The following is a 23,298-nucleotide window of genomic DNA, read 5'->3' as shown; positions in this document are numbered from 1 at the left end:
TCGGGTGTAGGGGGGGGCGGGTGCCCCCCCCCGCGCGCCCCGGCGCCCCCCCCCCCCCCGGGGGGGGGGGCCCCCGGACGCAGTGGCCGGAAGGTCAGCCGGAGTAGAGGCCGCCTCCGTGGATGTCGACGCAGGCCCACACGCCAGGGGTGTCCGTGAAGGAGCCGCACAGCCTGCCCCACGCGACCTCGATGTCGCTCCACTCGGCGGTGATCTCCCCGCCCCGGGCCGTACCGGTCATCCGCCGGTGGACCTCGGCCTGCCCGTCGCCCTCGTGGAGGATCGCCGTCGACCGGTCCACCTTCCCCGGGTTGGTCCACGTCACCGTCAACCGGCGCGCGAAGTCGTCGTGGCCGTCGATCGCGATGCAGACCTGGGGCCCGGACCAGTTGTGCGTGCAGGAGTCGCTGCTGCGCCGGCCTGCGGCGCCGGCCGGTCCGGCGGCCGCCAGCCGGTGGGTGGCGGCCGCGGCCGCGAGCGCCGCGGCCCTCGTGATGACCGGGTGCATCCGGCTCTCCTCGTCCCCAGTGGTGCGCCCGCCGGGTGTTGGTGGGCTCGGGGGTTGAACGAGGACGGTCCGGGGCGGATGCGGGTGATCACCCGGCCGGCCGTCAGGGCCGCCGGGGCGGGGGATGCACCCGGGGCGGCGGCCGTCGGCTGTACGGGCCCGCCTGTGGTGGTGCACGGCATCCCTTCGGGCGGGCGGGCTGTCAGGTCCGGTCGGGCGGAGTGGGCCAGGTGCGGGCGAGGGCCGCCGCGACGGCGGTGCCCTGACGGTGGCCGGCGCGGGCGGCGGCCGGACGGCGGGCGTTGGCGGTGAGGTCGCGGCCCATCGCACGGCGGGCTTCGCGGTCCGGGACGACCAGGGTGGTCCGGATGCCGGCCGCACGGAGTTCGGCCGCCTGCCGTGCGGCGTCAGGGTGCGGGCCCACGGCGGTGGGCACCGGTGTGACCGCGAGGACCTGCCGGTGGCCGGCGGCCAGTTGAAGGTTGCCCGTGGAGCGGGTGCCGCCGTCGATCCACTGCCGCCCGAGGGCGTTGGCGGGCTGCCAGAGCAGCGGAACGGCGCAGCTGGCGGCAACCGCGTCGACGAGGTCGAGTCCGGATTTCGCGTCGAACACCTCGATCTGCCCGGTGGCGGCGTCGACGGCGGCGATCCGCAGGGGGCGATCGGGCCACGTGGTGCGGTCGCCCAGCAGCGCCCGCACGATGTCGTGCAGTCCGCGTCCGGGGGTGGGGCGGGCGCCGAGGGCGGCGCGCCCGAGTCGCCGGATCGAGCGTTCCGGGTCGCGGGTGGGCAGAGCCGCCCACAGGAAACGGGCGGTCTGGGCGAGGGTGACGCCCATCTCTATCCGGTCGAGGTCCGCGAGTTGGCGCTCGTACAGCTCTCGGGGGCCTTCGCCGAGGGCGAGCCGGGTGCCGTAGATCGCTCCGGCGGAGGTGCCGATGACCGTGTCGGCGGCGGCCGGGTCGATTCCCGCCTCGACGAGGCCGGCGAGCACGCCGACCATCCAGGCGCCGCCGACGGGTCCGCCGCCGCCCAGCACCAGTGCGGCGTCGTTCATGGCCCTTCCCCCCTTTTCGCCATGGGATCACTGGAAACGGGGAGGGCTCCCCGTTTCCCTTGTGGGACGATAGCAGCTGTACCGGGGAACGCTCCCCGCTTTCCGGAGGTGAGCATGGACGCCGCGCACGACACGGCACCGGCCAAGCGGCGCGACGCCCGGCGCAACCGGGACCTCCTGGTCGACGCGGCCCGTCAGGTCTTCGCCGAACAAGGCCTCGACGCCCCGCTGGACGTGATCGCCCGCCGGGCGGGCATCGGCAACGCCACCCTCTACCGCCACTTCCCGAGTCGCGCGGCGCTGGTCGACGCGGTCTTCGGCGACCTGCTGGCCGCCACCGCGGCCGCCGGCGAGCACGCCCGCTCCGTCGAGGACCCGTGGGAGGCCCTCACCCACTACCTGGAGCACGTCTTCGCCGGCCTCGCCGCCGACCGCGGCACCAATGACCTGATGACCACGCAGTTGCCGGACAGCCGGGCCCTGCAGGCCGTGCACCAGCACAACCGGCGGACCGTCGAACTGCTCCTGGCCCGCGGCCGCGACCGTGGCAGCATCCGGCCCGATCTTGCTCCCGAGGACGTCCTGCTCGCCCTCGCCGCCCTCGGCCGCACCGTCCCCGCCCTCACCGAGGCCGCCGGCCCGGACGCCTGGCGCCGCCCGCTGGCCCTCCTGCTCGACGGCTTCCGCGCGACGCCCGGCCACCTCCCACTGCCTGCCCCTGCACTGCGCCCCGAGCAGCTCGACGACGTCCTCCAGCGCCTCGGACCGCACCGCGCCGCCCGCTGATCGGCTGCGACCGGGCGGCTCGCGCAGGGGAGGCCCGCCGGCCGTCGCGGGCGGTCTTGACGCCCGGCATGCGGGGGCGGTGCCATGGCTCTGGGCGAAGGAGGGGCCGTGGCACGGGATGGGGACAGCGATGCCGAGGACCGCGCCGGTGACGGTGGTGACCGGCCGGACGGCTCACCGCAGCCGCACCGTTCCGGCCCCGCGGACGGTTTCTGGGTGGGGGTGCTCGTCCTGATCGTGGTCGTGCTCCTCCTGACCGTCCTCGTGTCCCGCATGGACTGGAGCCCCGGAAGCCCGGTCAACAACATGCCGCCCTACAAGTGACGTTCCCGCACGCCAGGGGCTGCGGACCGACGAAGGGGGAGCACGGTGCCGGAAGAGAAGAACGAGGCCCCGGGTCGTGGCGGCGAGGGGGAGGGTGGCCGACCCGCGCGCCCACCGCGCCCGTACCGGCCCGGACCCGAGGACACCTTCTGGCTGGTCCTGCTCGCGGTGATCGTGGTGATCTGCGGCCTGATCGGCTTCCTGTCCCACGGGGATCCAGCTCCCGGGGGCCAGAACATCACCGGCTGGCACTGAGACTCTGCGGTCCGTCGCCTTCACGGAACGGGCAGTGGCTGCGGGGGTGATCTGCCGACGTGCCGGCGCGGTGGTATGTCCACGCGGTGGTGCGTCCACGCGGTGGTGCCTGGTGTGCCGACGAGGTGGTGGGGTGAGTGGGGGTGCGGTGGCGCGTGGGAGGATCTGTTGCAGTCCTGCCGGGTGGTGTTGTCCGGCGTTGTTCACGTCCAGTGTCAGGAGCAGGGGTGCCGGAGCCGCTCGGAGCGCGGGAGCGCATTGCCGACGCCATCGGTCCGGCGATGTCCGCGGGGCTGCAGGGTGCTGTGCTCGAGGGCGTCGAGGGGGAGCGGCACATCGGCGCGTGGGTCGGCTGGATCGCCGAGGTGGTCGCGGTCCAGGTCGTGCAGCCGATCGCCGAGGAACGCGATGCCTTCGCCGACCGGGTGGACACCCTGAGCGGGGTGGCCAAGAGCCACAAGGAGGGGCGCCGTGAAGCGCTCCGGGACGTGACGCGCCTGGAGGCCCGGGTGGCCGAACTGGAGGCGGAGGTGGCGCTGCTGCGGGCCACCGCCGCGGCTCCCGGCGTCTGAACGGCTCTCCGCGTGGCGCTGTCGGCCGGTCCGGTGCCGGATCCCTGGTGCCGGGGCCGTTGCGGGCACGACGGTGGTGGCGTCTAGGCTTTGTTGGCGATCGCGTACCGGTGGTTCCGTGCCGGTGGTGGCCCGTCGGGTTCGGATGGGGCCCGGCGGCGAGAGCGCAGGGTTGAGAGAGCGAGCCGGCACATGGACGATCGGACCGTTTCCCGCAGGGCCGTCCTGGGGGCCGCGGCCCTGGGCGCCGCGAGTGCCGCGGGGCTGGCCGGCTGTTCGGGCGGTGGGGCCGGCCCGCAGCCGTCACCTCAGGGCTCGGCCTCCGGCCGGGCCACGCCCTCGCGCTCCACGAGCGTGCCGCCGTCCGCGGCTCCCGCATCGCCCAACGCCGCCGACTGGGCCGGACTCGCGCAGGACCTGGACGGGCAGTTGATCCGCCCGGGGGACGCGCGGTACTCCGCGGCCGGCCGGCTCTTCCAGCCGCAGTACGACTCCCTCCGCCCCCAGGGCGTGGCCTATCCGGGGAATGCCGCGGACGTGGCCGCCTGTCTGGCCTTCGCCCGGCGGTACGGGCTGCCGGTGGCCGCGCGCAGCGGCGGGCACAGTTACGCCGGATGGTCCTCCGGGAGCGGTCTGGTGATCGACGTGAGCCGGCTGGCCGGTGTCTCCGGGAGTGCGGCCGGGGCCCGTGTCGGCGCGGGGGCGCGGCTGATCGACGTGTACACCGGGCTGGCCGCGGCCGGTGTCACGGTACCCGCCGGGAGCTGCCCGACGGTCGGGGTCGCGGGTCTCACGCTCGGGGGCGGCATCGGTGTCACGGGTCGGGCCTACGGGCTGACCTGCGACAGTCTCACCGGGGCGGAGGTGGTGACGGCGGACGGCCGGATCAGGACGGTCGACGCCTCGTCGGAGCCCGACCTCTTCTGGGCGCTGCGCGGCGGGGGCGGGGGCAACTTCGGGATCGTCACCTCGTTCTCCTTCCGCACACATCCGGCCGCGGACTGCTCGTACGCGTTCCTGAGCTGGCCGTGGGCGAAGGCGGCCGCCGTCATCGGGGCCTGGCAGGCCTGGGCGCCCGCGGCACCGGACGCGCTCTGGGCCGACCTGCACCTGCTGGTGTGGGCGGACGGGCGGACCGAGCTGGGCAGTACCGTCGTCCACCTCGGCCCGAAGGGCGAACTGGCGAACCTGATCGACCGGTTGACCGTCGCCCCCGCCCCGCCGAGGCTGCACGAGGCGTCCTACCTGGCGACCATGCAGGCGATGGGCGGGGTCTCGGGCTATTCGCAGGCCGCCGCGCATCTGGCCGGCAGCCTGCCCGGCCAGAACCCGGCCGGCCGGGTGCCCCGGGAGTCGTACGCGGCGAAGTCCGACATCTTCACCCGGCCGCTCGACGACGCCGGCGCCCGGGCCCTGGTCGCCGCGATCGACCGCTACCCGCGGACCGGACCGCAGGGCGGCAACGCCGGGGTGGCCTTCGACGCCCTGGGCGGCGCGATCAACCGGGTCGGCGCGGCGGACACGGCCTTCGTCCACCGCGACGGTCTCTTCACCGCGCAGTACACCGCCAACTTCCCGGTCGGGGTGACCGGGGGCACTGACGCGGATCGCTCCTGGAGCTGGCTGGACGGCGTCTGGACGGCCATGCGCCCCTACGCGAGCGGGCAGGCCTACCAGAACTACGTCGACCCCCGGCTGGACGGCTGGGAGCAGGCGTACTACGGCGCGAACGCCGACCGGCTGCGGAGTGTCAAACGCGCCTACGACCCGACCGGCGTGTTCCGGTTCCCGCAGGCCGTACCGCTCGGGGGCTGATCCGCTCGGGCCCTCGGCGCGGCCGGGACCGTCAGTCCGTTCCCGGTCTTGGCCGCCGCCCCGGCAGGGATGAGGCACGCGTCGCCGCCGGCTCGGCACTCTGCCGCAGGTGGCCCAGGAGCACCGCGAGGGCCTCGGCCGGATCCGCGGGGCGGGAAATTCTTCGGTGCGTCCCCCGGCGTGTAACAGGACTTCAGACGGTCTCGCCGGAAGATTTCCTGTCCGGTAGGCGGAGAGGCCCCGGGAGGCGGTGGTCGCCCCCCGGAGCCCCGGGTGGTGGTGCTGTGCTCGGGTCCGCTGTGTCGTCAGAGACGGTCGTAGTAGCCGGAGATGTCGACGACGAGGTCGAGTGTGCCGGTGCCGGTGTTCCAGAAGTCGACGATGCCGTTGATGCCGGCGCTGGCCTGGACGAGGTTGGGGACGGTCTGGCCCTTGTTCCAGTTCAGGGTCGAGACGAACGGCTTGTCCGGCCGGGAGGGCCGGCCGGCCCGGTAGGCGTCGATCGGGTTGGGATCGGGTGCGACGGTGAGGAAGCCGACGCCGGTCGTGTTGGTGACGGTGGCGTTGAGCGTGTAGGCGGTGATGCCGTGGTTGCCGGGGGAGAGCGGCAGGTAGCGGTAGCCGCCCGGGTCGAGCGGGCGGTCGGGCCGGGTGCGGGTGTCGAGGAGGCGCTCGGGCGGCACCGGGACGTAGGCGCCGGTGCTGCTGGTGCTGTAGTAGCCGACCACGTCGACGATCACGTCGGTGGAGCCGTAACTGCCGTTGTGGATGCGGATCTTGCCGTCCGGTCCGACGGGCACGACGACGGCGTTGGCGATCGTCTGGCCCGCGGTGTAGTTCAGGTTGGACGCCACCGGGGTGCTCTGCCCGCTCGGGTAGGCGGTGAGGAAGCCGTTGCCGGTGCCGCCGGTCGCGGTGACGTTCAGCGCCACCGCTGACACGCCGGCGGGGATGTGCTGGCCGGCGGTGTCGGTGTCGGCGACCTCGACCTCGAACGACGTGCCGCCGGGGAGCTTGCCGCGCGTGGTGCCGGTGCCCGAGCGGGTGTCGACCAGCCGGCCCGGCGACAGGGAGGTGTAGCCGCCGGCGGCGGTCTGGGTGAAGTAGCCGGTGACGTCGGCGATCAGGTCGACCGTGCCGGCGGAGCCGCTGTAGAGGTCTACGTAGCCGTCGGCGCCGACCGGCACCACGGCGAGGTTCGGCACGGTCCGGCCGGCCGCGTAGTTGACGTTCGACGTGGTCGGGCGCGCCCCGCCGTGCGGGTAGGCGGTGACGAAGCCCGCGGCGGTCGGGGAGGTGGCCGTGAGGTTGAGGACCACGGCGGTGGCGTTCTGCGGGATGCCGCCGTTGCCGCCGACCTTGAGACGGACGGTCCCGAACGGGGCGACCTTCTGCTGCGGCGCGCCGATCCCGGAACGGGTGTCGAGCACCCGGGTCGGGCCGTAGGCGGTGAACTCGGAGCCGGCCGTCACCACCTTCATCGTGTTGACGACGGCGTTGTTCCTGGCGTCCCACAGGGTGACCGCGACGGTGTAGGAGCCGGCCCTGGCGTAGGTGTGGCTCTTCGTCAGCTTCCCGTCGGTCACCGTGTCGGCCCACTCGCTGCGCCCGTCGCCCCAGTCGACGCGCAGCCGGGCGCCGGTCCCGGCGGAGGCGACGTCGGAGGTCAGGTCGACGGCGTGGCCGGTGGTCTGGACGGCGGTCAGCGCGACGGCCAGGCCCGGGTTGTCGGGCTGGGCGGCGCCGCGGCTGTCGAACGGGGTGCGGCCGAAGAAGTCCGACTCCGGGCGGCCGGGCGCGGCCGGGTTCGCCGAGCCGATGGAGGCCGAGCCCTGCTGCAGCAGGTAGTCGACCTTGGCGATCGAGAGCGTGCGGATCTCGGACTCGTTCGCCTTCGCCGGGTCGACCAGGTCGTGGGTGCCCTGGCCCGGGACCGCGGCCCGGAAGTCGGCGAGCGTGCCGTGCACGGTGCCCGCCCAGCCGTACGGCGCGGTCGCGTTCTCGCCGTCGATGAAGAAGGCGTTGTAGTCCGCCGTGGTGCCGGGGGCCGTCTCGGCGGAGACCGTCACGTCCGGCGCCCAGCCCGTGTCGCCCGAGGGGCACCCCGCCCTGTAGCCGCCCATGCGGGCATCGGTGACCGCGTTGGCGTCCTCGAAGAGGTTGTTCTCCACGAAGACGCCGGTCGAGGCACCGTCGAGCGCGAGCGCCGGGGTGCAGCCGCGCTGGATCGTGTTGTTGGTGACGTCCAGTCCGGTCACGCCGGTGGCCCGGATGCCGGCGGCGGCGATGATGTTGCCGGCCAGGGTGACCGACCTCGCGCCCGCGGCGACCGTGATGGCGGAGGACTGTGCCGACCAGGTGCCGGTGTGCAGGTAGGTGCGGCTGACCGTGACGTCGTGCGAGGAGCCGTCGATGGCGAGGGCGGCGCCCCCGTCCGCGGTGGCGACGTAGCTGGAGTCCACGGTGATCGCGGACGAGTTCTTGATCTGGAGGGCGGTGCCGCCCTGGCTCGTCTGCACCATCAGGTTGCTGACGGTGACGTTCGAGACGCCGTCGAGGACCAGCGCCGGCTTGCCCGCGTTCATGTCGTACGGGTACAGCCAGGCCGATGTCCCGACGCCGACCAGCGAGATGCCGGAGGTCCGTACGGTGACCGGGTCCATCTCGATGGACCCGGGAGCGCCGCCGATCAGGATGGTGTCACCGGCCGCCGCCGCGTCCACCGCCGTCTGCAGGCTGCAGTACGGGTGCGCCTGGCTGCCGTCCCCCGTGGAGAAGCAGTAGGTGTCCACGTACAGGGTCCGGCCCGCGGCGGTGCTCCGGGGCTTGAGCGCCCCACTGCCCGGCAGCGCCGCCCGCTGCACGGGGAGGGCCGCGGACGCGGGGCTGTGGAACGTCCTGAGGCCCGGGTTGTCCGCACCGACCGGCGCCGCACCGCCCGCGGGGGCCGAACCGTCGAGGGCGCGGGGGGAGTCGGCCGCCCGGGCCGGACTCGACATGAGAGTGACGCCGGCTGCGATGACCGCAGCCGTTGCCACGAGACGGCGGTGAGACACCGACACTCCAGTCCGCTGAAAAGAAGATCATGTTAAAGGTCTGCCCAGGCTAGCGGCCAGCTGCGCCTACGAACAGCGAAATCCGGCCCCGGGGCCCGCCTGCGTCCGACCGCGACCCCGCCGCTGGTCGACGCACGGTCCTGCCGGCCCTCCGCGAGGGTCCTCCCGGTCCAGGACCGGGCACCCGCGGCACCCGCGGCGTGCCCTGCGGCGGCGGAACGCGGCGCTCCGCCAAGAACAATCCGCCACAGCCGGGCAGTGGCCGGGATGAATCGCGGAACGGGACTGCATCGGGGAATGCGTGAACGCGCCACCGCGGCCCGCGCCACCGCCCCGGTATTGGAAGGGGCAGGTCCCGCAGCAGGTGAAGGACGTGCAGGGCCGGTCCTCGGCCAAGGGGCTGCGGTTGACCGTGACCGTGGCGGCACACTCGGCGCACGAGCTGGAGGCGGCCCGCGACACCCTGCAGAGGCGCACCCGGGGCAAGGACGCGGCCGCCGAGCCCGCCGCCGCATGGAACTCCATAGCCGTCATGTCGGACGGGAGCGGCCTCGTCGTCACCTACAACTCGCCCTCCTCGCAGCAGGTCCGGACGCGGTCCCCGCAGGGCGCGACGCACGCGGTCCCGCAGCAGCGGATCACCACCGCGTCGCCCGCCCGGTTCGCCACCCGGGTGCAGAGCCTGACCGGTGTCCCGGTCCAGGCCGCCGCCGCCCCCGGAACGCGACGGGGCCTACTGGCGGGGCGACGACTCCTCCCCGTTCTGGGCCGGGGCCCAACTCCTCACCCCCACCAATGCGTTCTGCACATCGGGCTTCGCCGGCTCGCACGCCGGGAACGCCGTCGTCCTGACCGCCTCCCACTGCGGGACCTCCGGCACCTTCGGCACCGCCACCGACGCGGTGGAAGGATGGCCGGTGACGACAGCCTCGACTACGACACGACGTTCGTGAACCTCAACGGCTCGGCCGGCACCCAGTTCTACGACGGGGCGTGGAACGACCCGAACGGTTACCACAAGCACGTCGCGAGCTGGGGCCTCAACCACGACGGCGACTACGTCTGCACGTCCGGCGCCATGTCGGGCATCCACTGCAACCTGAAGGTGAAGTACGCCGGCGTCGACATCTCCATCGGCGGCATCGTGCGCCACAACGTCGTCGAGGCGTTCCGCACCGACAGCTCCACCATCGCCGTCGCCCAGGGCGACAGCGGTGGCCCGGTCGTCACCAGCACCGACGGCACCTGGGGCAGCGAGATGCAGGCGCGCGGCCTGATCAGCGGCGGCGACGGCGAGTGGGTGGTCTGCCCGACCTGGGGCGTGGGCACCGCCGGTCAGACGGCCTGCTACTCCGGCGTCGCCTGCATCGGTATGTCCGCCATCGTGAACACGCTCGGATTCACCCTCAACACCTGACGTCCAAGGGGGAGCCCCGTGACCGGGACCGTACGCCGTGCTGCCGCCATCGTCCTGCTCGCGGCAGCCCTCGCGGGCTGCGGCGCCGTTCACGGGGACCTTCCCCCGCTCGCCCCGCCGTCCCCGGCGCCCGGCGACACCGAGGGGCAGATCATGTCCGTCACGGGCGAGGGCTTCACGGTCTGCGGCGTCGGGCAGCGCAGACCCGGCCTCTTCGACGTGACCGTCTGCGGCGACGTCGCCAAGGCCCGCGCCGTCCTCGACTCCCGCTTCCCCGGGCAGACCGTCCCCCTCGCCTACACCGCCGGCGACGGCGGCACCCACACCCCCCACGAACTCGTGGCCCAGTACTGGGTGAGCCGCACCACCGGGGACGGCTTCACCGTCTCCTCCACCCGCATCACCGGGAGCGGGAGGATCGACGTCGGGATCGACGGCAGCCTGGACAAGGCCCGCGCCGTCCTGGAGCACCGCTTCCCGGGCTGGACCACCGTGCACGAGGAACGGGCGCACTCGGCCCTCTGACCGGGGCGTCCGGTCCCGCGCCCGGGAGCCCCGCGCCGCCCCCGCCCCCTCGCACGGAGTAGTACCGGGTGGCCGCGGTGCGCCCGCCCGCCGGGCGGCCTACCGTCGTCGGGAGACCCGAGGAGTGGGAGGAACGCCGTGCCGGAGCAGAAGATCACCACCTTCCTGTGGTTCGACGACCAGGCCGAGGAGGCTGCGCGGTTCTACACCTCGCTCTTCCCCGACTCCCGGATCACCGAGATCCAGCGCTACGGGGAGGCCGGCCCCGGCGCGGCGGGCTCGGTGATGACGGTGGCGTTCGAACTCGCCGGGCAGCAGTACGTCGCGCTCAACGGTGGCCCGCTGTTCCCGTTCAGCGAGGCGATCTCGCTCCAGGTCGGCTGCGACGACCAGGCGGAGGTCGACCGGCTGTGGGCCGCCCTCACCGAGGGCGGGCAGGAGAGCGACTGCGGCTGGCTGAAGGACCGCTACGGGCTGTCCTGGCAGATCACCCCCCGGCGGCTGATCGAACTCCTCGGCGACCCGGACCCGGTCAGGGCCCAGCGGGTGATGCGGGCGATGCTCCGGATGAGGAAGATCGACATCCAGGTGCTGGAGGACGCCCACGCGGAGGGCGGAGAGAGCGCCTCCGCCCCGTAGCCGCGGCCCGCCCCCGGGCCGCACGATGCCGCGCCGCGCTGTGCGCCGTACGGCCCGTGCCCGGGCCGTCCGCGGGCCTGCATGGGCGGGCCCGGGGAGGGCAGGCGGGTGGGGAGGGCCGGTGCGCGCGGGCCGGCGGAAGGGGAGAGGCGATGTCCAGGATCGAGGAGTCGGTGGAGGTGGCGGTCCCGGTGGCCGCGGCCTACGAGCAGTGGTGCCGCACGTCGGCGTTCCCGCGGTTCATGAGCGGGGTCGAGGAGGTGGCGCCGGGCCCGGCCGGAACCGTCCACTGGGTGGCCCGGGTGGACGGGGTCCGGCGCGAGTTCGACGCGGAGATCACCGAGCGGGTCCCCGGGGAGCGGATCGCCTGGCGCTCGGTGGACGGGGCCGAGCAGTCCGGCGTGGTCACCTTCCACGACGCGGGCCCGGGCCGGACGAGGATCATGCTCCAGCTCGACCACACCCCGCACGGCGTGATCGACCTGATCGGCGACCGGCTGGGGTTCGTCGCCCACCAGGTGCACCGCTGCCTGCAGGACTTCAGGGCAAACGTCGAGCGCGCATCCCCGGCGGCCTGAGCCCCATCGGCCCCCGCCACCACGACCGCTGACCGCCGACCGGCGGCCCGCAGCCGTATGGGCATGCATGCCTGCAGCCAGGCAGCTCTGTAGCCATGCACCCATGCACCCATGCACCCATGCACCCATGCAGCCCGGTAGGCATGCGCCTACGCAGCCCTGTAGGCATGCAGCCGTGCAGGCATGCAGGCCGGTGGCCGGTGGCGGGGCTTGCCGGGCGGCCGGGTGGGGAAGGACGGGGTCCGGGGGCCCGTGCAGCGGGGGCGGGCGACGGGGAGCAGGCGGGGGGACGTGTGACGAAGCGTGATGCCCGGCGGGGTGCGGTGCGGCGCGCAGCGGTGGCACTGGCCGTGTGGTGGTTGTGGATGCCGCTGCTCGCCGTGCTGGTGTGGGTGGTCAAGCACGCCGTGTTCGGCGGGTTCGGGCAGCAGGACCAGAGCTATGTGCTGCTGATCGAGCAGGAGTTGTTCCCGCACGGCGGGGTTCTCGACGCGGCCCCGCTGTTCTGGCTGTGGGTCGCGGTCGGGCTGGCCGGCACGGAGTGGGCCCTGGCCTACGCCGCGCAGGAGTCCGGGGCGGCCTTTCGCGGATGGCGGGTGCGCCTGGCGCTGGCGGCGGTGCTGCTGGCAGTGGCAGGTTCGCTGGTGCGGGCCGGCACCGGGATGTGGGACGACGACAAGGATGCGGGCCGCTTCTACGCGGCCGCGACCGTCCTCGACGTCCCGTCCGGCGGCGCGGCCGTGCCGCGCTCGGTGCTGCCGGTGACCGGGCACGCCCGCCCCGGCGACGGGACCCGCTGTGACCTGGTCGGCACCGCGGACGTGCCGGCCTGCGTGAAGACCGCGCCGATGCCGGACTTCGACTTCGAGGCGCGCACCGCCTCCTACGCGGCCGCGACCAAGGCGCTCACCGACAGCGCCGGCCTGACCTCCGGGGTCCACCTGATGGGTCACAGCCTGCACTACCTCCCCGACGCCGGGCGGGGCGGCGGGGTGTGGACGGCTGTCCTGGACGGCTCCGGCAAGCAGCCAATGGAGGGTGTCGCCCGCTGGGACGGCCGCTCCAACACCGTCGCCACCTGTGCCTTTCGGGGTGATCACGCCTTCGACCGGGCCTTCGCCGGGACGGGCGGCACCAGCCTGCGCAACCTCCTCGCCGAACGCTTCCCCCGCCTCGAGTACAGCGAGCAGGACATCTGGGGTTACTGCGACGGCGACGACCCGCGTACCGCCCGGCCGGTCGTGGTCATCTCGGTGGCCCGGCAGACCGGCTGGAAGCAGCGCACCGTCCTGGAACCGGTCGGCGTCCTGGTCCTGCGCGGCTCGCCGGACGGCCGCCCCGACCTGACCTACCGGCCGAACGTGGCCCCGGGCGACCTGCCCGGTGCCGTCTACCCGGCATCGGTGGTCCGCGCACAGATCCACGAGGTCCAGTGGCTAGGCGGACGCGGCGCCAAGGACGACCGCGGCTTCGGCTACGCCCACACGTCGGCCGCCACCAACGCCGGCAACCCGGGCGAGTTCCTGCTGCGCTCCAAGGCCGACGGCCACCTGTACTACGTGACGCCGCTCGTCCCGCGGGAGAGCTCCTCGCAGCTGGTCGTGGCGTTCGCCGTCCTGCAGGCGGACCGGGTCGGCGGCGGCCTGAACGACCTGCACGTGTACGTGCGCGGTGACGACAGCCCGCCGGTGAACCTGGACGTGCTGGCCAGCCGGATGGTCTCCTACATGGCGCAGCAGACTGCGATCACCATCAGCGCCGGGCAGGGTGGTGCACTGCAGGAGATCGTCCCGTTCGGCCGGGACATGTGGCGCGGTTTCGTGGACTTCAACGGACAGACCCAGGACTACATCGACCTGTCGGGCGATGCCACGGTGACGCCGAACCTGGTGTCGCTGACCGGCAGCATCACCGCCCCCGGCGGCGGCCCGACACCCGCCCCGACACCTGCGCCGACGGCGCCCGCCACACCCGCGCCCGGGCCCACCACGCCCACCGGCCAGGCGCCCGCACCGGCCGCCGGGTGCGGCGGCGACCCCCGACAGCTGACGACGGGCCAGCTCGCGTCCTGCGTGGCCGAGCTGTCCAAGGCCCTGCAGGGACGCATCCAGGAACCGGCGACCGCGCGGCCCTGACCACCGCGGGCACCGACCGCGGGCCGAGCTGCCGCACCACCCCCGGGCCCCGCGCGAGAATCGTGGTCCGAACCGCAGACGGAAGGGACGAGGGCTGTGCAGTCCACACTCAACCTCTGGTGCCGACACCTCGGGCACGTGCCCGAGTCGCTCTGGCAGCAGACCGACCTCCAGGTCCTGATCCTCGCGGACAACGACCTCACCCACCTCCCGCCCGAGATCGCACGACTGCACCGCCTGACCACCCTGGACCTCGGCCACAACGCGCTCACCTCCCTCCCCGAGGCACTGGGCGACCTGACCGGCCTCGGCGGCTGCCTCTACCTGCACGACAACAAGCTGACCGCGCTCCCCGACACGCTCGGGAACCTGACCCGGCTGCGCTACCTCAACGTCGGCGAGAACCCGCTGACCGCCCTGCCCGAGAGCATCGGCGGGATGACGGACCTGATCGAGCTCCGGTCCCAGCACACCCGGCTCACCCGCCTGCCCGCCGACATCGGCAAGCTGGGCCGGCTGCGCGAACTGTGGCTGCGCGGCAACCCACTCACCGATCTGCCGCCCTCGATGAGCGCCCTCGGCGAACTGCGCCAGCTGGAACTGCGCGAGAACGCCCTCACCGACCTGCCGCAGACCCTCGCCGGCCTTCCCCGGCTGCGCCACCTCGACCTGCGCAGCAACCGCAGCACCCGACTGCCGGACTGGGTCGTGGACCTGCCCTCCCTGGAGAAGCTCGACCTCCGCTGGAACGACTGCCAGCCACCGGCGGGACTGCTGACCGAACTGGAGGAACGCGGCTGCGTCGTCCTCCTGTGAACCACGCCCACGCCCGCGACCCCCGAGCCCGGGGCACCCGGACGGCACCCTGCGCACGCTGTCGGTACCGGCTCCTAGAGTGATCCGCGCGCGGACGGCGATCGGCCGGACACCGCCGCTCGTCGTGCAACCACCAGCACCCAGGAGCCACAGACCATGGGATACCACACCGAGTTCACCGGCCGGATCGAGGTCGTACCCCCACTGAACGAGTCGGAGCGGGCGTACCTGCGAAGCTTCGCCCGAAGCCGCCGGGTCGACCGGGAGCAGGGTCCCTACTTCACCGGCGGGCCGGCCAGCGCGCGGGCGAGGGCGCGTGCTGCGGCGCCACGCTGCGCGTCGCCTCCCACCGGCCCCACCGCGCCGAATGACCCACGATGACAAGGTTGCGGCACCACCGAGCAGCCCGGAGCGAGCGCGTCCTGTCGAGGTTTCCGATGCCGACCGGTCCACCGCCACGGGCTCCGTGTCGACGGCTGAGCGCTTCTCGATGCTTGGGGTTACGTCGTGGCGGGGCCAGCGTGAAGGGTGTCGGTGCGGTTGCTGTCGTAGGTACCGAGGCCGGACCCGGCGCAGGCCGGTCGGAGGAGTGAGGCCGTGCTCCGGCCGGCATCCGGTGCCAACGCGTTGATCACCGGCAGCGGGCGCCCTCGGATTCGCCCGCGCCGGATGACCGTTGCGGGGCACCCGGCGACGCTCGGGGCCCCTGTCCCCGGGCCGGAACCTGACATCTGTCAGCTTGATCGAAGACTGTGTCCGGCCGAGGAGAGCGTCTCGGGCGGACACGTGGCCGGTCGCGTCACCCGGATCGGCGGGCGCAGCCTGATCGGGGATTGGGTCCGGTACACCCGCTGTCCGGCCGGTCCGAGCAGGTCGTCACAGTGTGCGACACCCGCCGAAGTCCGGTCCTGACGTATTCCGGACAGGCGGACCAGGACCAGGTTTCGAGCCTGTATGCGGCCCTGTAGCGGTCCCTGGTCTGTCGGTCCCGGTTTAGACAGGGCTGGAGCGCCAGGCATCGCGGGCAGCGCTGGAGGCGGACGCGGCCTGGTGGGCGGTGCGGGAGGCCATCTCTACAGGGTGGGTTTCCCAGGCGGTGACGATCCGGCGTCCGGCGGTGGCGAGGGCGGTGGCGACCAGGGCCGCCCCGGCGACGCTCAGGAAAGCCCCGGCGACGGTCATGGCGGCGCCCATGGTGAGGCGGCGGACGTTCGGCTTGAATTGCGTGGCATGGAAGTGGTTGTTCGGCATACCTCCACGATGCGCGGCCGTGCTTTCCGTCGCACCCGCGGTCGTCCGGCGTGTGCCGCCGCGGCGCTGCCGCGCTCCGACCAGCCGCGCTTCGGTGGTGCGGTTCGATGTGTGTTCGACCGTCGCGCGTGTCGGGCTCGGTGGTCGATCGCCCGGGCGTGACCAGCACGGCAGCGCCGCATCGTCGGCACCTATTGCCGCTGGCCCCGGGACCGACGTGGTCATGTCGGCAGGCAGGGTCGGTGGTCAGGGGTGTGGCCGCACAGATCGGCGCCGCCGTCCAGCAGACACCGGCCCGACTGCGCCGCAGACCGAAGACAGCCCGATGGTCGCGGGCATCATGGCCTTCGGCGCCAGCCTGCTCGCAGCCGCCCTGCTGCCCATCAGTCGGTTCGAGGAGCAGAGCGGTGCGAAGCTCCACGAGCACGCGGATCTACTGGAGCCCGCCAAGCAGGAAGCCGTCGAGCCGCGCAGGACGTCCGCGACGAAGTCCGCGAGCCGGCCGCCGACGCGGTCAAGGCCGTGAGGACCTCCGCCCGGGACGCCGGGCAGCGTTCCAGCGGTCAGAGACGGCATCGATCGAGCGCGCCGACCAGGGGGAAGCTGCCCGGCGCGTGGCCACCCCCCTTCCGTGAGACCGCCCGGAGGGCCAAGAGGCCTACGTTCGCCGTCACGCACGTGGCGCCGGGCCCGCACGGGCCGCGAGAAGGTCACCGAGGAGGACCAGGGCGCACCCGGACCCGCGACGAGCGTGGGCCGCGGCGGCGGGGCCCATGACCTCCTGCAAGCCCGGCAGTGACCCTCCGCACACCGACGCCCTGCCCTGGCACATCCCGGCGTGCTTCCCCTCCCGCACGTTGCGGCAGCACCGGAGCGAGCTGCGCCATCCGACGGATGCTCGGCCAGGTCGCCGCGTGTCCCACGTTTTCGGGGCCCGGGCTTCTGTAGCGTGGCGCGGCCGACCACCTCCCGAGGGGCAGGAGTGCGATGCTCAGCAGCCGGACCTTTCGCTCACGATGGCCGGCTGCCGTCGCTGCGTTGCCGGTGTTCCTTTCGGCGCTGGCCGGGTGCGGGAGCAGTGGCGGATCGGGCGGTCCCGTCGCGCTGAACTGGTACAACTTCCCGGACGACTCGGGCGCACTGCAGCAGGCCGCCGACGCCTGCAGCCGGGCATCGGGCGGCCGCTACGTCATCCACTACAACAAGTTGCCCCGCGCCGCCGACGGACAGCGGCAGCAACTGGTGCGCCGCCTGGCCGCGCACGACGCCGGGGTGGACATCATGGGCCTGGACGTGACCTGGCCGGCCGAGTTCGCGGAGGCAGGCTGGATCCGTGAGTGGACGGGGGCGATGAAGGAACAGGCGACCGCCGACACCCTCCAGGCGGCGGTGCAGACCGCCACGTGGAAGGACAGGTTGTACGGCGCCCCCTACAACTCGAACACGCAACTGCTCTGGTACCGCGACGACCTGGTGCAGACGCCGCCGAAGAGCTGGGCCGAGATGCTGGCGCAGGCCAACGCGCTTGCCAAGGCCGGGAAGCCGCACTACGTCGAGATCCAGGGGGCCCAGTACGAGGGTCTGACGGTCTGGTTCAACACCCTGGTGACCAGCGCTGGCGGCTCGATCCTCACCCCCGACGCACAGGCACCCTCACTCGGGCCGCCGGCCGTCGTCGCAGCCGGGATCATGCGGGACACCGCGCGCTCCGCGGCGGCGGATCCGTCGCTGTCCAACCAGATGGAGGACGAGAACCGGCTTGCGATGGAGTCCGGCACCGCCGCGTTCGAACTGAACTACCCGTTCGTCTACCCGTCCATGAAGGCCAACCAGCCGGAGCTGTTCAAGCACTTCAAGTGGGCCCCCTACCCCGGGGTGACCGCGGACCGGCCCGCGACGGTGACCATCGGCGGTATCGACCTCGCCGTCGGGGCCTACACCCGGCATCCCGATCTCGCCTTCGCGGCCACCCTCTGCCTGCGTGACCGCGACAACCAGCTCACCAACGCCCTCAAGGGAGGCCTCCCGCCGTCGCTGCGCAGCCTCTACCAGGCGGCCGAACTGACGAAGAACTACCCGTTCGCCGCCGACGTGCTGGCCGCCCTCGACACGGCGAGTGTCCGGCCCCGCACCCCGGCCTACCAGAACGTGTCGATCGCCATCTCGCACACCCTCTCGCCGCCCGCCGCGATCCAGCCCGAGAGCAGCGTCGCCACCCTCCGCGGCCAGATCGAGGACGCACTCGGTTCGAAGGGATTGATTCCGTGAGCCCGACCGCCACCGAATCCACGGACGCCGGGGCATCCGCCCCGGGCAGGCGCAGTGAACTTTCCGAGGGCGCCCGCCAGGAGCGGCGGCTCGGTCTGCTGCTGTGCGCGCCGGCGGTGGTCGTGATGGTCGCCGTGACCGCCTATCCGATCGCCTACGCGATCTACCTCTCGCTGCAGCGCTACGACCTCCGCTTCCCCGGCCAGGCCCACTGGGTCGGGTTCGGCAACTACGGGGCCGTCCTGACGTCCCCGTTCTGGTGGCAGGCCCTGTGGGTGACGGTCCTGATCACCGTCGTGTCCGTCGCCGTCGAACTCGTGCTGGGGATGGCACTTGCCCTGGTGATGCACCGGGCGATCTTCGGGCGGGGTACCGTCCGCACCGCCGTGCTCATTCCGTACGGCATCGTCACCGTCGTGGCCGCGTACTCGTGGCAGTACGCGTGGACCCCGGACACCGGCTACCTGGCCGCGCTGCTGCCGGCCGGGAGCGCACCGCTGACGGATCAGTGGCAGGCCATCGGCCTGATCATCCTCGCCGAGGTGTGGAAGACCACTCCGTTCATGGCCCTGTTGCTGCTCGCCGGGCTCGCCCTCGTCCCCGACGAGACCGTGCGGGCCGCGATGGTGGACGGGGCGAGCTTCTGGCAGCGGCTGCGCCTGGTCATCCTGCCGCTGATGAAGCCCGCCATCCTGGTCGCGTTGCTGTTCCGCACCCTGGACGCGTTCCGGATCTTCGACAACATCTACGTCCTGACCGGGGGCTCCAACGACACCGGCTCGGTGTCCATCCTCGGCTACGACAACCTCTTCACCGCCCTCAACCTCGGTATCGGGTCGGCGATCTCGGTACTGATCTTCCTATGCGTGGCGGCCATCGCCTTCCTCTTCATCAAGATCTTCGGCGCCGCGGCGCCGGGCGGCGAACCGGAGCGGCGATGATGTCCCACCGCGGGAGGACCCTCACCGGCTGGGGCGTCGTCAATCTCCTCGTGATCCTCTACGCGCTGATCCCCGTCTGGTGGATCGCGGCCCTGTCGTTCAAGGATCCGAGCACCCTCACCGACGGCGACTTCATCCCGCGCAAGTGGACGTGGGCCAACTACCGCGGCATCTTCCAGACCTCCGAGTTCACCCGCGCCCTGGTCAACTCGATCGGCATCGCCGTGATCGCCACGACGATCGCCGTCGTGCTGGGCACCATGGCCGCCTACGCGGTGGCCCGCCTGCGCTTCCCCGGCAAGCGGATCCTGATCGGCATGTCGCTGCTGATCGCGATGTTCCCGCCCATCTCGCTGGTCTCACCGCTGTTCAACATCGAACGCGTGCTGGGTATCTTCGACACCTGGGCGGGCCTGATCATCCCGTACATGACCTTCTCGCTGCCGCTGGCGATCTACACCCTGTCCGCGTTCTTCCGGGAGATCCCCTGGGACCTGGAGAAGGCCGCCAAGATGGACGGCGCCACACCTGCACAGGCCTTCCGCCTGGTCATCGCGCCGCTGGCCGCGCCCGGCGTCGTCACCACGGCGATCCTCGTCTTCATCTTCTGCTGGAACGACTTCCTCTTCGCGATCTCACTCACCTCCACCTCCGCGGCCCGTACGGTGCCCGCCGCCATCGCGTTCTTCACCGGCAGTTCGCAGTTCCAGCAGCCGACCGGTTCGATCGCCGCGGCGGCCGTGGTGATCACCGTGCCGATCGTGATCTTCGTGCTGCTGTTCCAGCGCCGCATCGTCGCCGGACTCACCGCCGGCGCAGTCAAGGGATAAGCCCGCCCGCCCGGGCGGGACAGGAAGGCAGACCGTGGCCGAGATCGTCCTCGACGGCATCACCAAGCGCTACCCGGACGGCGCGCTCGCCGTCAAAGACTTCAACCTCACCATCGCCGACGGGGAGTTCGTCATCCTGGTCGGCCCCTCGGGCTGCGGCAAGTCCACCACCCTCAACATGATCGCGGGGCTGGAGGACATCACCGAGGGGACCTTGCGCATCGACGGCCAGGTGGTCAACGACCGGGCGCCCAAGGACCGCGACATCGCGATGGTCTTCCAGAGCTACGCGCTCTACCCGCACATGAACGTCCGCGACAACATGGGCTTCGCCCTGCGGCTGGCGAAGGCCGACAAGTCCGTCATCAGGACCAAGGTGGAGGAGGCCGCCCGCATCCTCGACCTCACCCAGCACCTCGACCGCAAGCCTGCCAACCTCTCCGGCGGCCAGCGCCAGCGCGTCGCGATGGGCCGCGCCATCGTGCGCGACCCCAAAGCCTTCCTGATGGACGAACCGCTCTCCAACCTCGATGCGAAACTCCGGGTCCAGATGCGCACCCAGATCGCCGCCCTCCAGCGCAGACTCGGCACCACCACCGTCTACGTGACGCACGACCAGGTCGAGGCGATGACCCTCGGCGACCGGGTCGTGGTCATGCGGGGCGGAGTCGTCCAACAGGTCGGCACGCCGCAGTACCTCTACGACGCCCCCGTCAACCTCTTCGTCGCCGGATTCATCGGATCGCCGGGGATGAACTTCCTCGGCGCCACCCTCGAACAGAACGCCCTGCGGACCTCGCTCGGCGACCTCGCCGTCGACGACCGCCTGCGCCGGCTGCTGGAGCGGCAGGACGCCCCGCGGGAGCTCATCGTCGGTATCCGACCCGAGGACTTCGAGGACGCCGCCCTGGTCGACGAGCGGCGCACCGGCCAGGCCTGCACCGCCACCGTGGACGTCCGGGAGTCGGTCGGCTCCGACGTCTACGTCCACTTCACGGAGGAGGGCGGCCCGGCGGGCACCACCGAGCTCGCCGAGCTCGCCGCCGACTCCGGGCGCGCCGATACCGGCATGCAGGGCCACCGGATCGTCGCGCGCCTCGACCCCGCCACCCGCGCGGCCGAAGGCAGCCCGATGGACCTGTGGATCGACACCTCGCGCATCCACGTCTTCGACCCCGCGACCGGCGCCAACCTCACCCATCCGGAGCGGGCCGAGGAGTGACCGGGCGCGGTTCGGTGCAGGACGCTGACCGCGCGATGACCAGCAGCGAGGTCAGCAGGGGCGCGATGCTCGACGCTCATCAGGAGCTCGGCCCCCGGGTGGAGAGCGGCATGGTGCCGGTCGGGCTGAACGCCGTCGAGTTGGTGACCGAGACGTAGAGGTTGTCAGGCAGGGTGGGGATCCAGTTCTCCACGCCGGACGGGTTCACCCCAGCCGCGGACACGTCATTCCTCCCGGCGCCGGGCCGGCCTGCGGGCCGGCCGCTCACGCTTGGGCGCGGGTTCCTTCTTCTCCTCCTCGTCGTCGCTCCCGAGGTGGAGTGTGTCGGTCACGGCCTCCACCGCTCCGGACAGTGCGCCCTTGGTCTTGCTGTGCGAACCGCTGCTGCTCTTGGCGTTTGCACTGCCCTCGGCTGCGCCCCCCATGATGTCGGTGAGTTGGGTCGGCGCCTTGCGCCCGGCTTCCAGGTCGAGGCGGTTGCAGGCCTCGGCGAAGCGCAGGTAGGTGTCGACGCTGGCGACGACGATCCGGATGTCGATCTTCAGGATCTCGATCCCGACCAGGGAGACCCGGATGAAGACGTCGATCACCAGTCCGCGGTCCAGGATCAGTTCGAGAATGTCGTAGAGACTGCCGGTGCTCCCGCCGCGGGAGACGCCGGCCTGGCCTTGCGGCACCACCGTCACGGGTGCCTCCTTTCCGCCTACCGTCGGTGCGCCGGCGGGTGTGTGCCCCTGCCGCAGCCGGGTGCGTGTCACGTCGGCCGGTCGACCGGCGAGTTGTTCGACCGCGTAGCGCACGGCGCGAGGTGCGGAGACCCGCCGCGCGGGCCTGGACACACGGCGCCGAGAGCTGCGCGAGGCTCGCGCGCGCCAGGCAGCGGCCCGCAAGCCCCGGGGCGGTTCTCGTTGCGAGGGACATCTGCCTGCTCCGGAATCGGAGACCTGCCGGTTCCACGCACGCGCACTGGTATCCAGCGCCTTCCCGCCATTCCCGGCCCGAAACGCCGGTACAGCCGTGCACGTACGGTGGCGCGCGACGGCCGGTGGCGGCGGTTCCGCGCCAACCGTGACGACGGGCACACCGCCGCGACGCCGCCGCGCAGAACCCCGCGTGCCCCGCGTGCGCTCACCCGGCGGACTGGCCAGACTGGAGGTACGGCTCGCAGCGCCCGAGAGCGCCCTTCCGCCGCTGAGCTGTACCCCGGCGAACCAGGCGCGGGTGAGTGACGGGACATCATGACGTCCCCGCGTGCCGAGGTGGCTGAGGCTGCCGGCCGCGTCGCGTGTGCCCGGCACTCCGGGAGGTTGGCGGCGAGCCCGGAGCACATGCTCCCGCCGCGGGCGCGGGCCCTCGCATCGCCATGTGTGCCCCTTGGCAGGTGGCCGACCGGGAACACGGGCCGAAGGGATGACTTCATGAACACCACCACCAAGGTCGCTCTGGGTGTCGCGGTGGCCGGCGGATACGTACTCGGGCGGGCGAAGAAGGGGCGGCTTGCCTTCGCGGTGGCGACCTACATCGCCGGACGCCGGGTCGGCCTCGACCCGCGGCAGCTCGCCACCGAGGGCCTGAAGAAACTGGGCGAGGTCCCCCAGGTCGCCGAGCTCAGCGAGCAGGTCAAGGGGGAGTTCCTGGAGGCGGCCAAGAAGGCTCTGGTCGCCGCAGCCGACCGGCGCGTGGGTGAGCTCGCCGCGTCTCTGCGCGAGCGCACCCTCAACGTCGGCAAGCCGAAGCCCACGGACGAGGACGAGGAGGAGCCGGAGGACGAAGTCGAGCCCGAGGAAGAGGACGAGGACCAGGAGCCAGAGGAGCCCGAGGAGCCCGAGGAGGAGGACGAGGAGGAGGACGAGGAGCCAGAGGAGCCCGAGGGCGAGGACCAGTGGGAGGAGGTGCCTCCCGAGAGCGAGGAGCCGGAGGACGAGGAGCCCGAGGACGAGGAGCCGGAGGACGAGGAAGAGCCGGAGCCGCCGCGGAAGCGTGCCGCGCGGCGCCGTGCAGCATCGAGCGGCGATCGTGCCGGGCGGGCCTCGCGGTCGGCCTCCAGGGGTGAGCCCGAGCCCTCTACCGACCGCAAGCCCGTGAAGAAGGCCCCGGCCGGGAAGTCGGCCCCGCCGGCCAAGAAGGCACCGGCGAAGAGTGCCTCCCCCGCCAAACGTTCAGCGGGTCGCGCAGCACCGGCGAAGAAGGCGGCTGCCAAGAAGGCTCCGGCGAAGAAGTCGGCCCCGGCTGCGAAGAAGGCGCCGGCGAAGAGTGCTCCGCCCGCCAAACGCTCGGCGAGCCGTACCGGATCGGCGAAGGCC

The 23,298-nt window shown here is 72.6% G+C and carries 23 protein-coding genes; 18 read left to right on the top strand and 5 right to left on the bottom strand.

Going from position 1 to position 23,298, the window contains the following annotated elements; all coding sequences use genetic code 11:
• Window positions 1-94 precede the first annotated feature (94 nt).
• Both ACFV0G_RS01235 and ACFV0G_RS01230 read right to left on the bottom strand, forming a co-directional pair.
• Window positions 95-508, bottom strand: a complete 414-nt coding sequence (locus ACFV0G_RS01235; RefSeq protein WP_380539583.1) for a hypothetical protein — start codon at window positions 506-508, stop codon at window positions 95-97.
• A 202-nt stretch (window positions 509-710) separates the two neighbouring features.
• A complete protein-coding gene (locus ACFV0G_RS01230; protein ID WP_380539580.1) occupies window positions 711-1,565 on the bottom strand; it encodes a patatin-like phospholipase family protein in 855 nt (284 codons plus the stop codon).
• Between the two features lie 114 nt (window positions 1,566-1,679).
• Between ACFV0G_RS01230 and ACFV0G_RS01225 the strand changes: the two genes are divergently transcribed.
• The 5 genes from ACFV0G_RS01225 (at window position 1,680) to ACFV0G_RS01205 (ending at window position 5,317) form a co-directional block, all read left to right on the top strand.
• The gene (locus ACFV0G_RS01225) at window positions 1,680-2,351 is read left to right on the top strand and encodes a TetR/AcrR family transcriptional regulator (protein ID WP_380539577.1); all 672 of its coding nucleotides are present in this window, start codon (window positions 1,680-1,682) and stop codon (window positions 2,349-2,351) included.
• Window positions 2,352-2,459: 108 nt separating this feature from the next.
• The gene (locus ACFV0G_RS01220; protein ID WP_380539574.1) at window positions 2,460-2,675 is read left to right on the top strand and encodes a hypothetical protein; all 216 of its coding nucleotides are present in this window, start codon (window positions 2,460-2,462) and stop codon (window positions 2,673-2,675) included.
• A 45-nt stretch (window positions 2,676-2,720) separates the two neighbouring features.
• A complete protein-coding gene (locus ACFV0G_RS01215) occupies window positions 2,721-2,930 on the top strand; it encodes a hypothetical protein (RefSeq protein ID WP_380539571.1) in 210 nt (69 codons plus the stop codon).
• A 227-nt stretch (window positions 2,931-3,157) separates the two neighbouring features.
• Window positions 3,158-3,502, top strand: coding sequence for a hypothetical protein (locus ACFV0G_RS01210; protein WP_380539568.1), 345 nt, complete (start codon window positions 3,158-3,160; stop codon window positions 3,500-3,502).
• A gap of 192 nt (window positions 3,503-3,694) precedes the next feature.
• Complete coding sequence (locus tag ACFV0G_RS01205; RefSeq protein WP_380539565.1) at window positions 3,695-5,317, top strand: FAD-binding oxidoreductase; 1,623 nt, start codon at window positions 3,695-3,697, stop codon at window positions 5,315-5,317.
• Window positions 5,318-5,622: 305 nt separating this feature from the next.
• On the opposite strand, the gene ACFV0G_RS01200 is transcribed toward ACFV0G_RS01205, so the two are convergent.
• A complete protein-coding gene (locus ACFV0G_RS01200; RefSeq protein ID WP_380539562.1) occupies window positions 5,623-8,316 on the bottom strand; it encodes a right-handed parallel beta-helix repeat-containing protein in 2,694 nt (897 codons plus the stop codon).
• A 421-nt stretch (window positions 8,317-8,737) separates the two neighbouring features.
• On the opposite strand from ACFV0G_RS01200, the gene ACFV0G_RS01195 reads away from it, so the two are divergent.
• The 6 genes from ACFV0G_RS01195 to ACFV0G_RS01170 all read left to right on the top strand — a co-directional run bounded on the left by ACFV0G_RS01195 (window position 8,738) and on the right by ACFV0G_RS01170 (window position 14,483).
• Entirely contained in the window at window positions 8,738-9,790 is a 1,053-nt protein-coding gene (locus tag ACFV0G_RS01195) for a hypothetical protein (RefSeq protein ID WP_380539559.1), read from the top strand.
• Window positions 9,791-9,808: 18 nt separating this feature from the next.
• Entirely contained in the window at window positions 9,809-10,315 is a 507-nt protein-coding gene (locus ACFV0G_RS01190; protein WP_380539556.1) for a hypothetical protein, read from the top strand.
• 138 nt (window positions 10,316-10,453) lie between these two features.
• Window positions 10,454-10,954, top strand: coding sequence for a VOC family protein (locus ACFV0G_RS01185; RefSeq protein WP_380539553.1), 501 nt, complete (start codon window positions 10,454-10,456; stop codon window positions 10,952-10,954).
• Between the two features lie 152 nt (window positions 10,955-11,106).
• Complete coding sequence (locus tag ACFV0G_RS01180) at window positions 11,107-11,532, top strand: SRPBCC family protein (RefSeq protein ID WP_380539550.1); 426 nt, start codon at window positions 11,107-11,109, stop codon at window positions 11,530-11,532.
• 293 nt (window positions 11,533-11,825) lie between these two features.
• Window positions 11,826-13,667, top strand: coding sequence for a hypothetical protein (locus ACFV0G_RS01175; RefSeq protein ID WP_380539547.1), 1,842 nt, complete (start codon window positions 11,826-11,828; stop codon window positions 13,665-13,667).
• A gap of 96 nt (window positions 13,668-13,763) precedes the next feature.
• A complete protein-coding gene (locus tag ACFV0G_RS01170; RefSeq protein ID WP_380539544.1) occupies window positions 13,764-14,483 on the top strand; it encodes a leucine-rich repeat domain-containing protein in 720 nt (239 codons plus the stop codon).
• 993 nt (window positions 14,484-15,476) lie between these two features.
• Here the strand turns inward: ACFV0G_RS01170 and ACFV0G_RS01165 are convergent.
• Window positions 15,477-15,734, bottom strand: coding sequence for a hypothetical protein (locus ACFV0G_RS01165; protein ID WP_380539541.1), 258 nt, complete (start codon window positions 15,732-15,734; stop codon window positions 15,477-15,479).
• A 325-nt stretch (window positions 15,735-16,059) separates the two neighbouring features.
• Here ACFV0G_RS01165 and ACFV0G_RS01160 point away from each other — a divergent pair, with 325 nt between their 5' ends.
• From ACFV0G_RS01160 to ACFV0G_RS01135, 6 genes are all read left to right on the top strand, one after another.
• Window positions 16,060-16,260, top strand: a complete 201-nt coding sequence (locus ACFV0G_RS01160; protein ID WP_380539538.1) for a hypothetical protein — start codon at window positions 16,060-16,062, stop codon at window positions 16,258-16,260.
• Window positions 16,261-16,778: 518 nt separating this feature from the next.
• Window positions 16,779-18,002 carry an ABC transporter substrate-binding protein gene (locus ACFV0G_RS01155; RefSeq protein ID WP_380539709.1) on the top strand — a complete coding sequence of 408 codons (1,224 nt, stop codon included), beginning with the start codon at window positions 16,779-16,781 and terminating at the stop codon, window positions 18,000-18,002.
• On the top strand, window positions 17,999-18,943 hold the full coding sequence (locus tag ACFV0G_RS01150; RefSeq protein WP_380539535.1) for a carbohydrate ABC transporter permease: 945 nt from the start codon (window positions 17,999-18,001) through the stop codon (window positions 18,941-18,943). The genes ACFV0G_RS01155 and ACFV0G_RS01150 overlap by 4 nt, the downstream gene beginning before the upstream one ends.
• Entirely contained in the window at window positions 18,943-19,773 is an 831-nt protein-coding gene (locus ACFV0G_RS01145; protein WP_380539706.1) for a carbohydrate ABC transporter permease, read from the top strand. Before ACFV0G_RS01150 ends, ACFV0G_RS01145 begins: the two co-directional genes overlap by 1 nt.
• Window positions 19,774-19,807: 34 nt before the next feature.
• Window positions 19,808-20,995 (top strand): ABC transporter ATP-binding protein, encoded by a 1,188-nt coding sequence (locus ACFV0G_RS01140; protein WP_380539532.1) that lies wholly within the window; start codon window positions 19,808-19,810, stop codon window positions 20,993-20,995.
• A gap of 35 nt (window positions 20,996-21,030) precedes the next feature.
• On the top strand, window positions 21,031-21,153 hold the full coding sequence (locus tag ACFV0G_RS01135) for a hypothetical protein (RefSeq protein WP_380539529.1): 123 nt from the start codon (window positions 21,031-21,033) through the stop codon (window positions 21,151-21,153).
• A gap of 66 nt (window positions 21,154-21,219) precedes the next feature.
• On the opposite strand, the gene ACFV0G_RS01130 is transcribed toward ACFV0G_RS01135, so the two are convergent.
• On the bottom strand, window positions 21,220-21,681 hold the full coding sequence (locus ACFV0G_RS01130) for a gas vesicle structural protein GvpA (protein WP_380539526.1): 462 nt from the start codon (window positions 21,679-21,681) through the stop codon (window positions 21,220-21,222).
• A 732-nt stretch (window positions 21,682-22,413) separates the two neighbouring features.
• Between ACFV0G_RS01130 and ACFV0G_RS01125 the strand changes: the two genes are divergently transcribed.
• A partial coding sequence (locus ACFV0G_RS01125) for a histone protein (RefSeq protein WP_380539523.1) occupies window positions 22,414-23,298 on the top strand: 885 nt, incomplete at its 3' end.

Origin of the sequence: Kitasatospora sp. NPDC059571 (assembly GCF_042735675.1) — a bacterium.
GTDB lineage: Bacteria > Actinomycetota > Actinomycetes > Streptomycetales > Streptomycetaceae > Kitasatospora.
This window is presented reverse-complemented; position numbering and strand designations above follow the sequence as displayed.

Bases quoted from the DNA above. Each gene is read 5' to 3' on its own strand.
- ACFV0G_RS01235 (WP_380539583.1), bottom strand. From the start codon at position 508: ATGCACCCGGTCATCACGAGGGCCGCGGCGCTCGCGGCCGCGGCCGCC.
- ACFV0G_RS01230 (WP_380539580.1), bottom strand. From the start codon at position 1,565: ATGAACGACGCCGCACTGGTGCTGGGCGGCGGCGGACCCGTCGGCGGC.
- ACFV0G_RS01225 (WP_380539577.1), top strand. From the start codon at position 1,680: ATGGACGCCGCGCACGACACGGCACCGGCCAAGCGGCGCGACGCCCGG.
- ACFV0G_RS01205 (WP_380539565.1), top strand. From the start codon at position 3,695: ATGGACGATCGGACCGTTTCCCGCAGGGCCGTCCTGGGGGCCGCGGCC.
- ACFV0G_RS01200 (WP_380539562.1), bottom strand. From the start codon at position 8,316: ATGTCGAGTCCGGCCCGGGCGGCCGACTCCCCCCGCGCCCTCGACGGT.
- ACFV0G_RS01180 (WP_380539550.1), top strand. From the start codon at position 11,107: ATGTCCAGGATCGAGGAGTCGGTGGAGGTGGCGGTCCCGGTGGCCGCG.
- ACFV0G_RS01165 (WP_380539541.1), bottom strand. From the start codon at position 15,734: ATGCCGAACAACCACTTCCATGCCACGCAATTCAAGCCGAACGTCCGC.
- ACFV0G_RS01160 (WP_380539538.1), top strand. From the start codon at position 16,060: ATGGTCGCGGGCATCATGGCCTTCGGCGCCAGCCTGCTCGCAGCCGCC.
- ACFV0G_RS01145 (WP_380539706.1), top strand. From the start codon at position 18,943: ATGTCCCACCGCGGGAGGACCCTCACCGGCTGGGGCGTCGTCAATCTC.
- ACFV0G_RS01135 (WP_380539529.1), top strand. From the start codon at position 21,031: ATGACCAGCAGCGAGGTCAGCAGGGGCGCGATGCTCGACGCTCATCAG.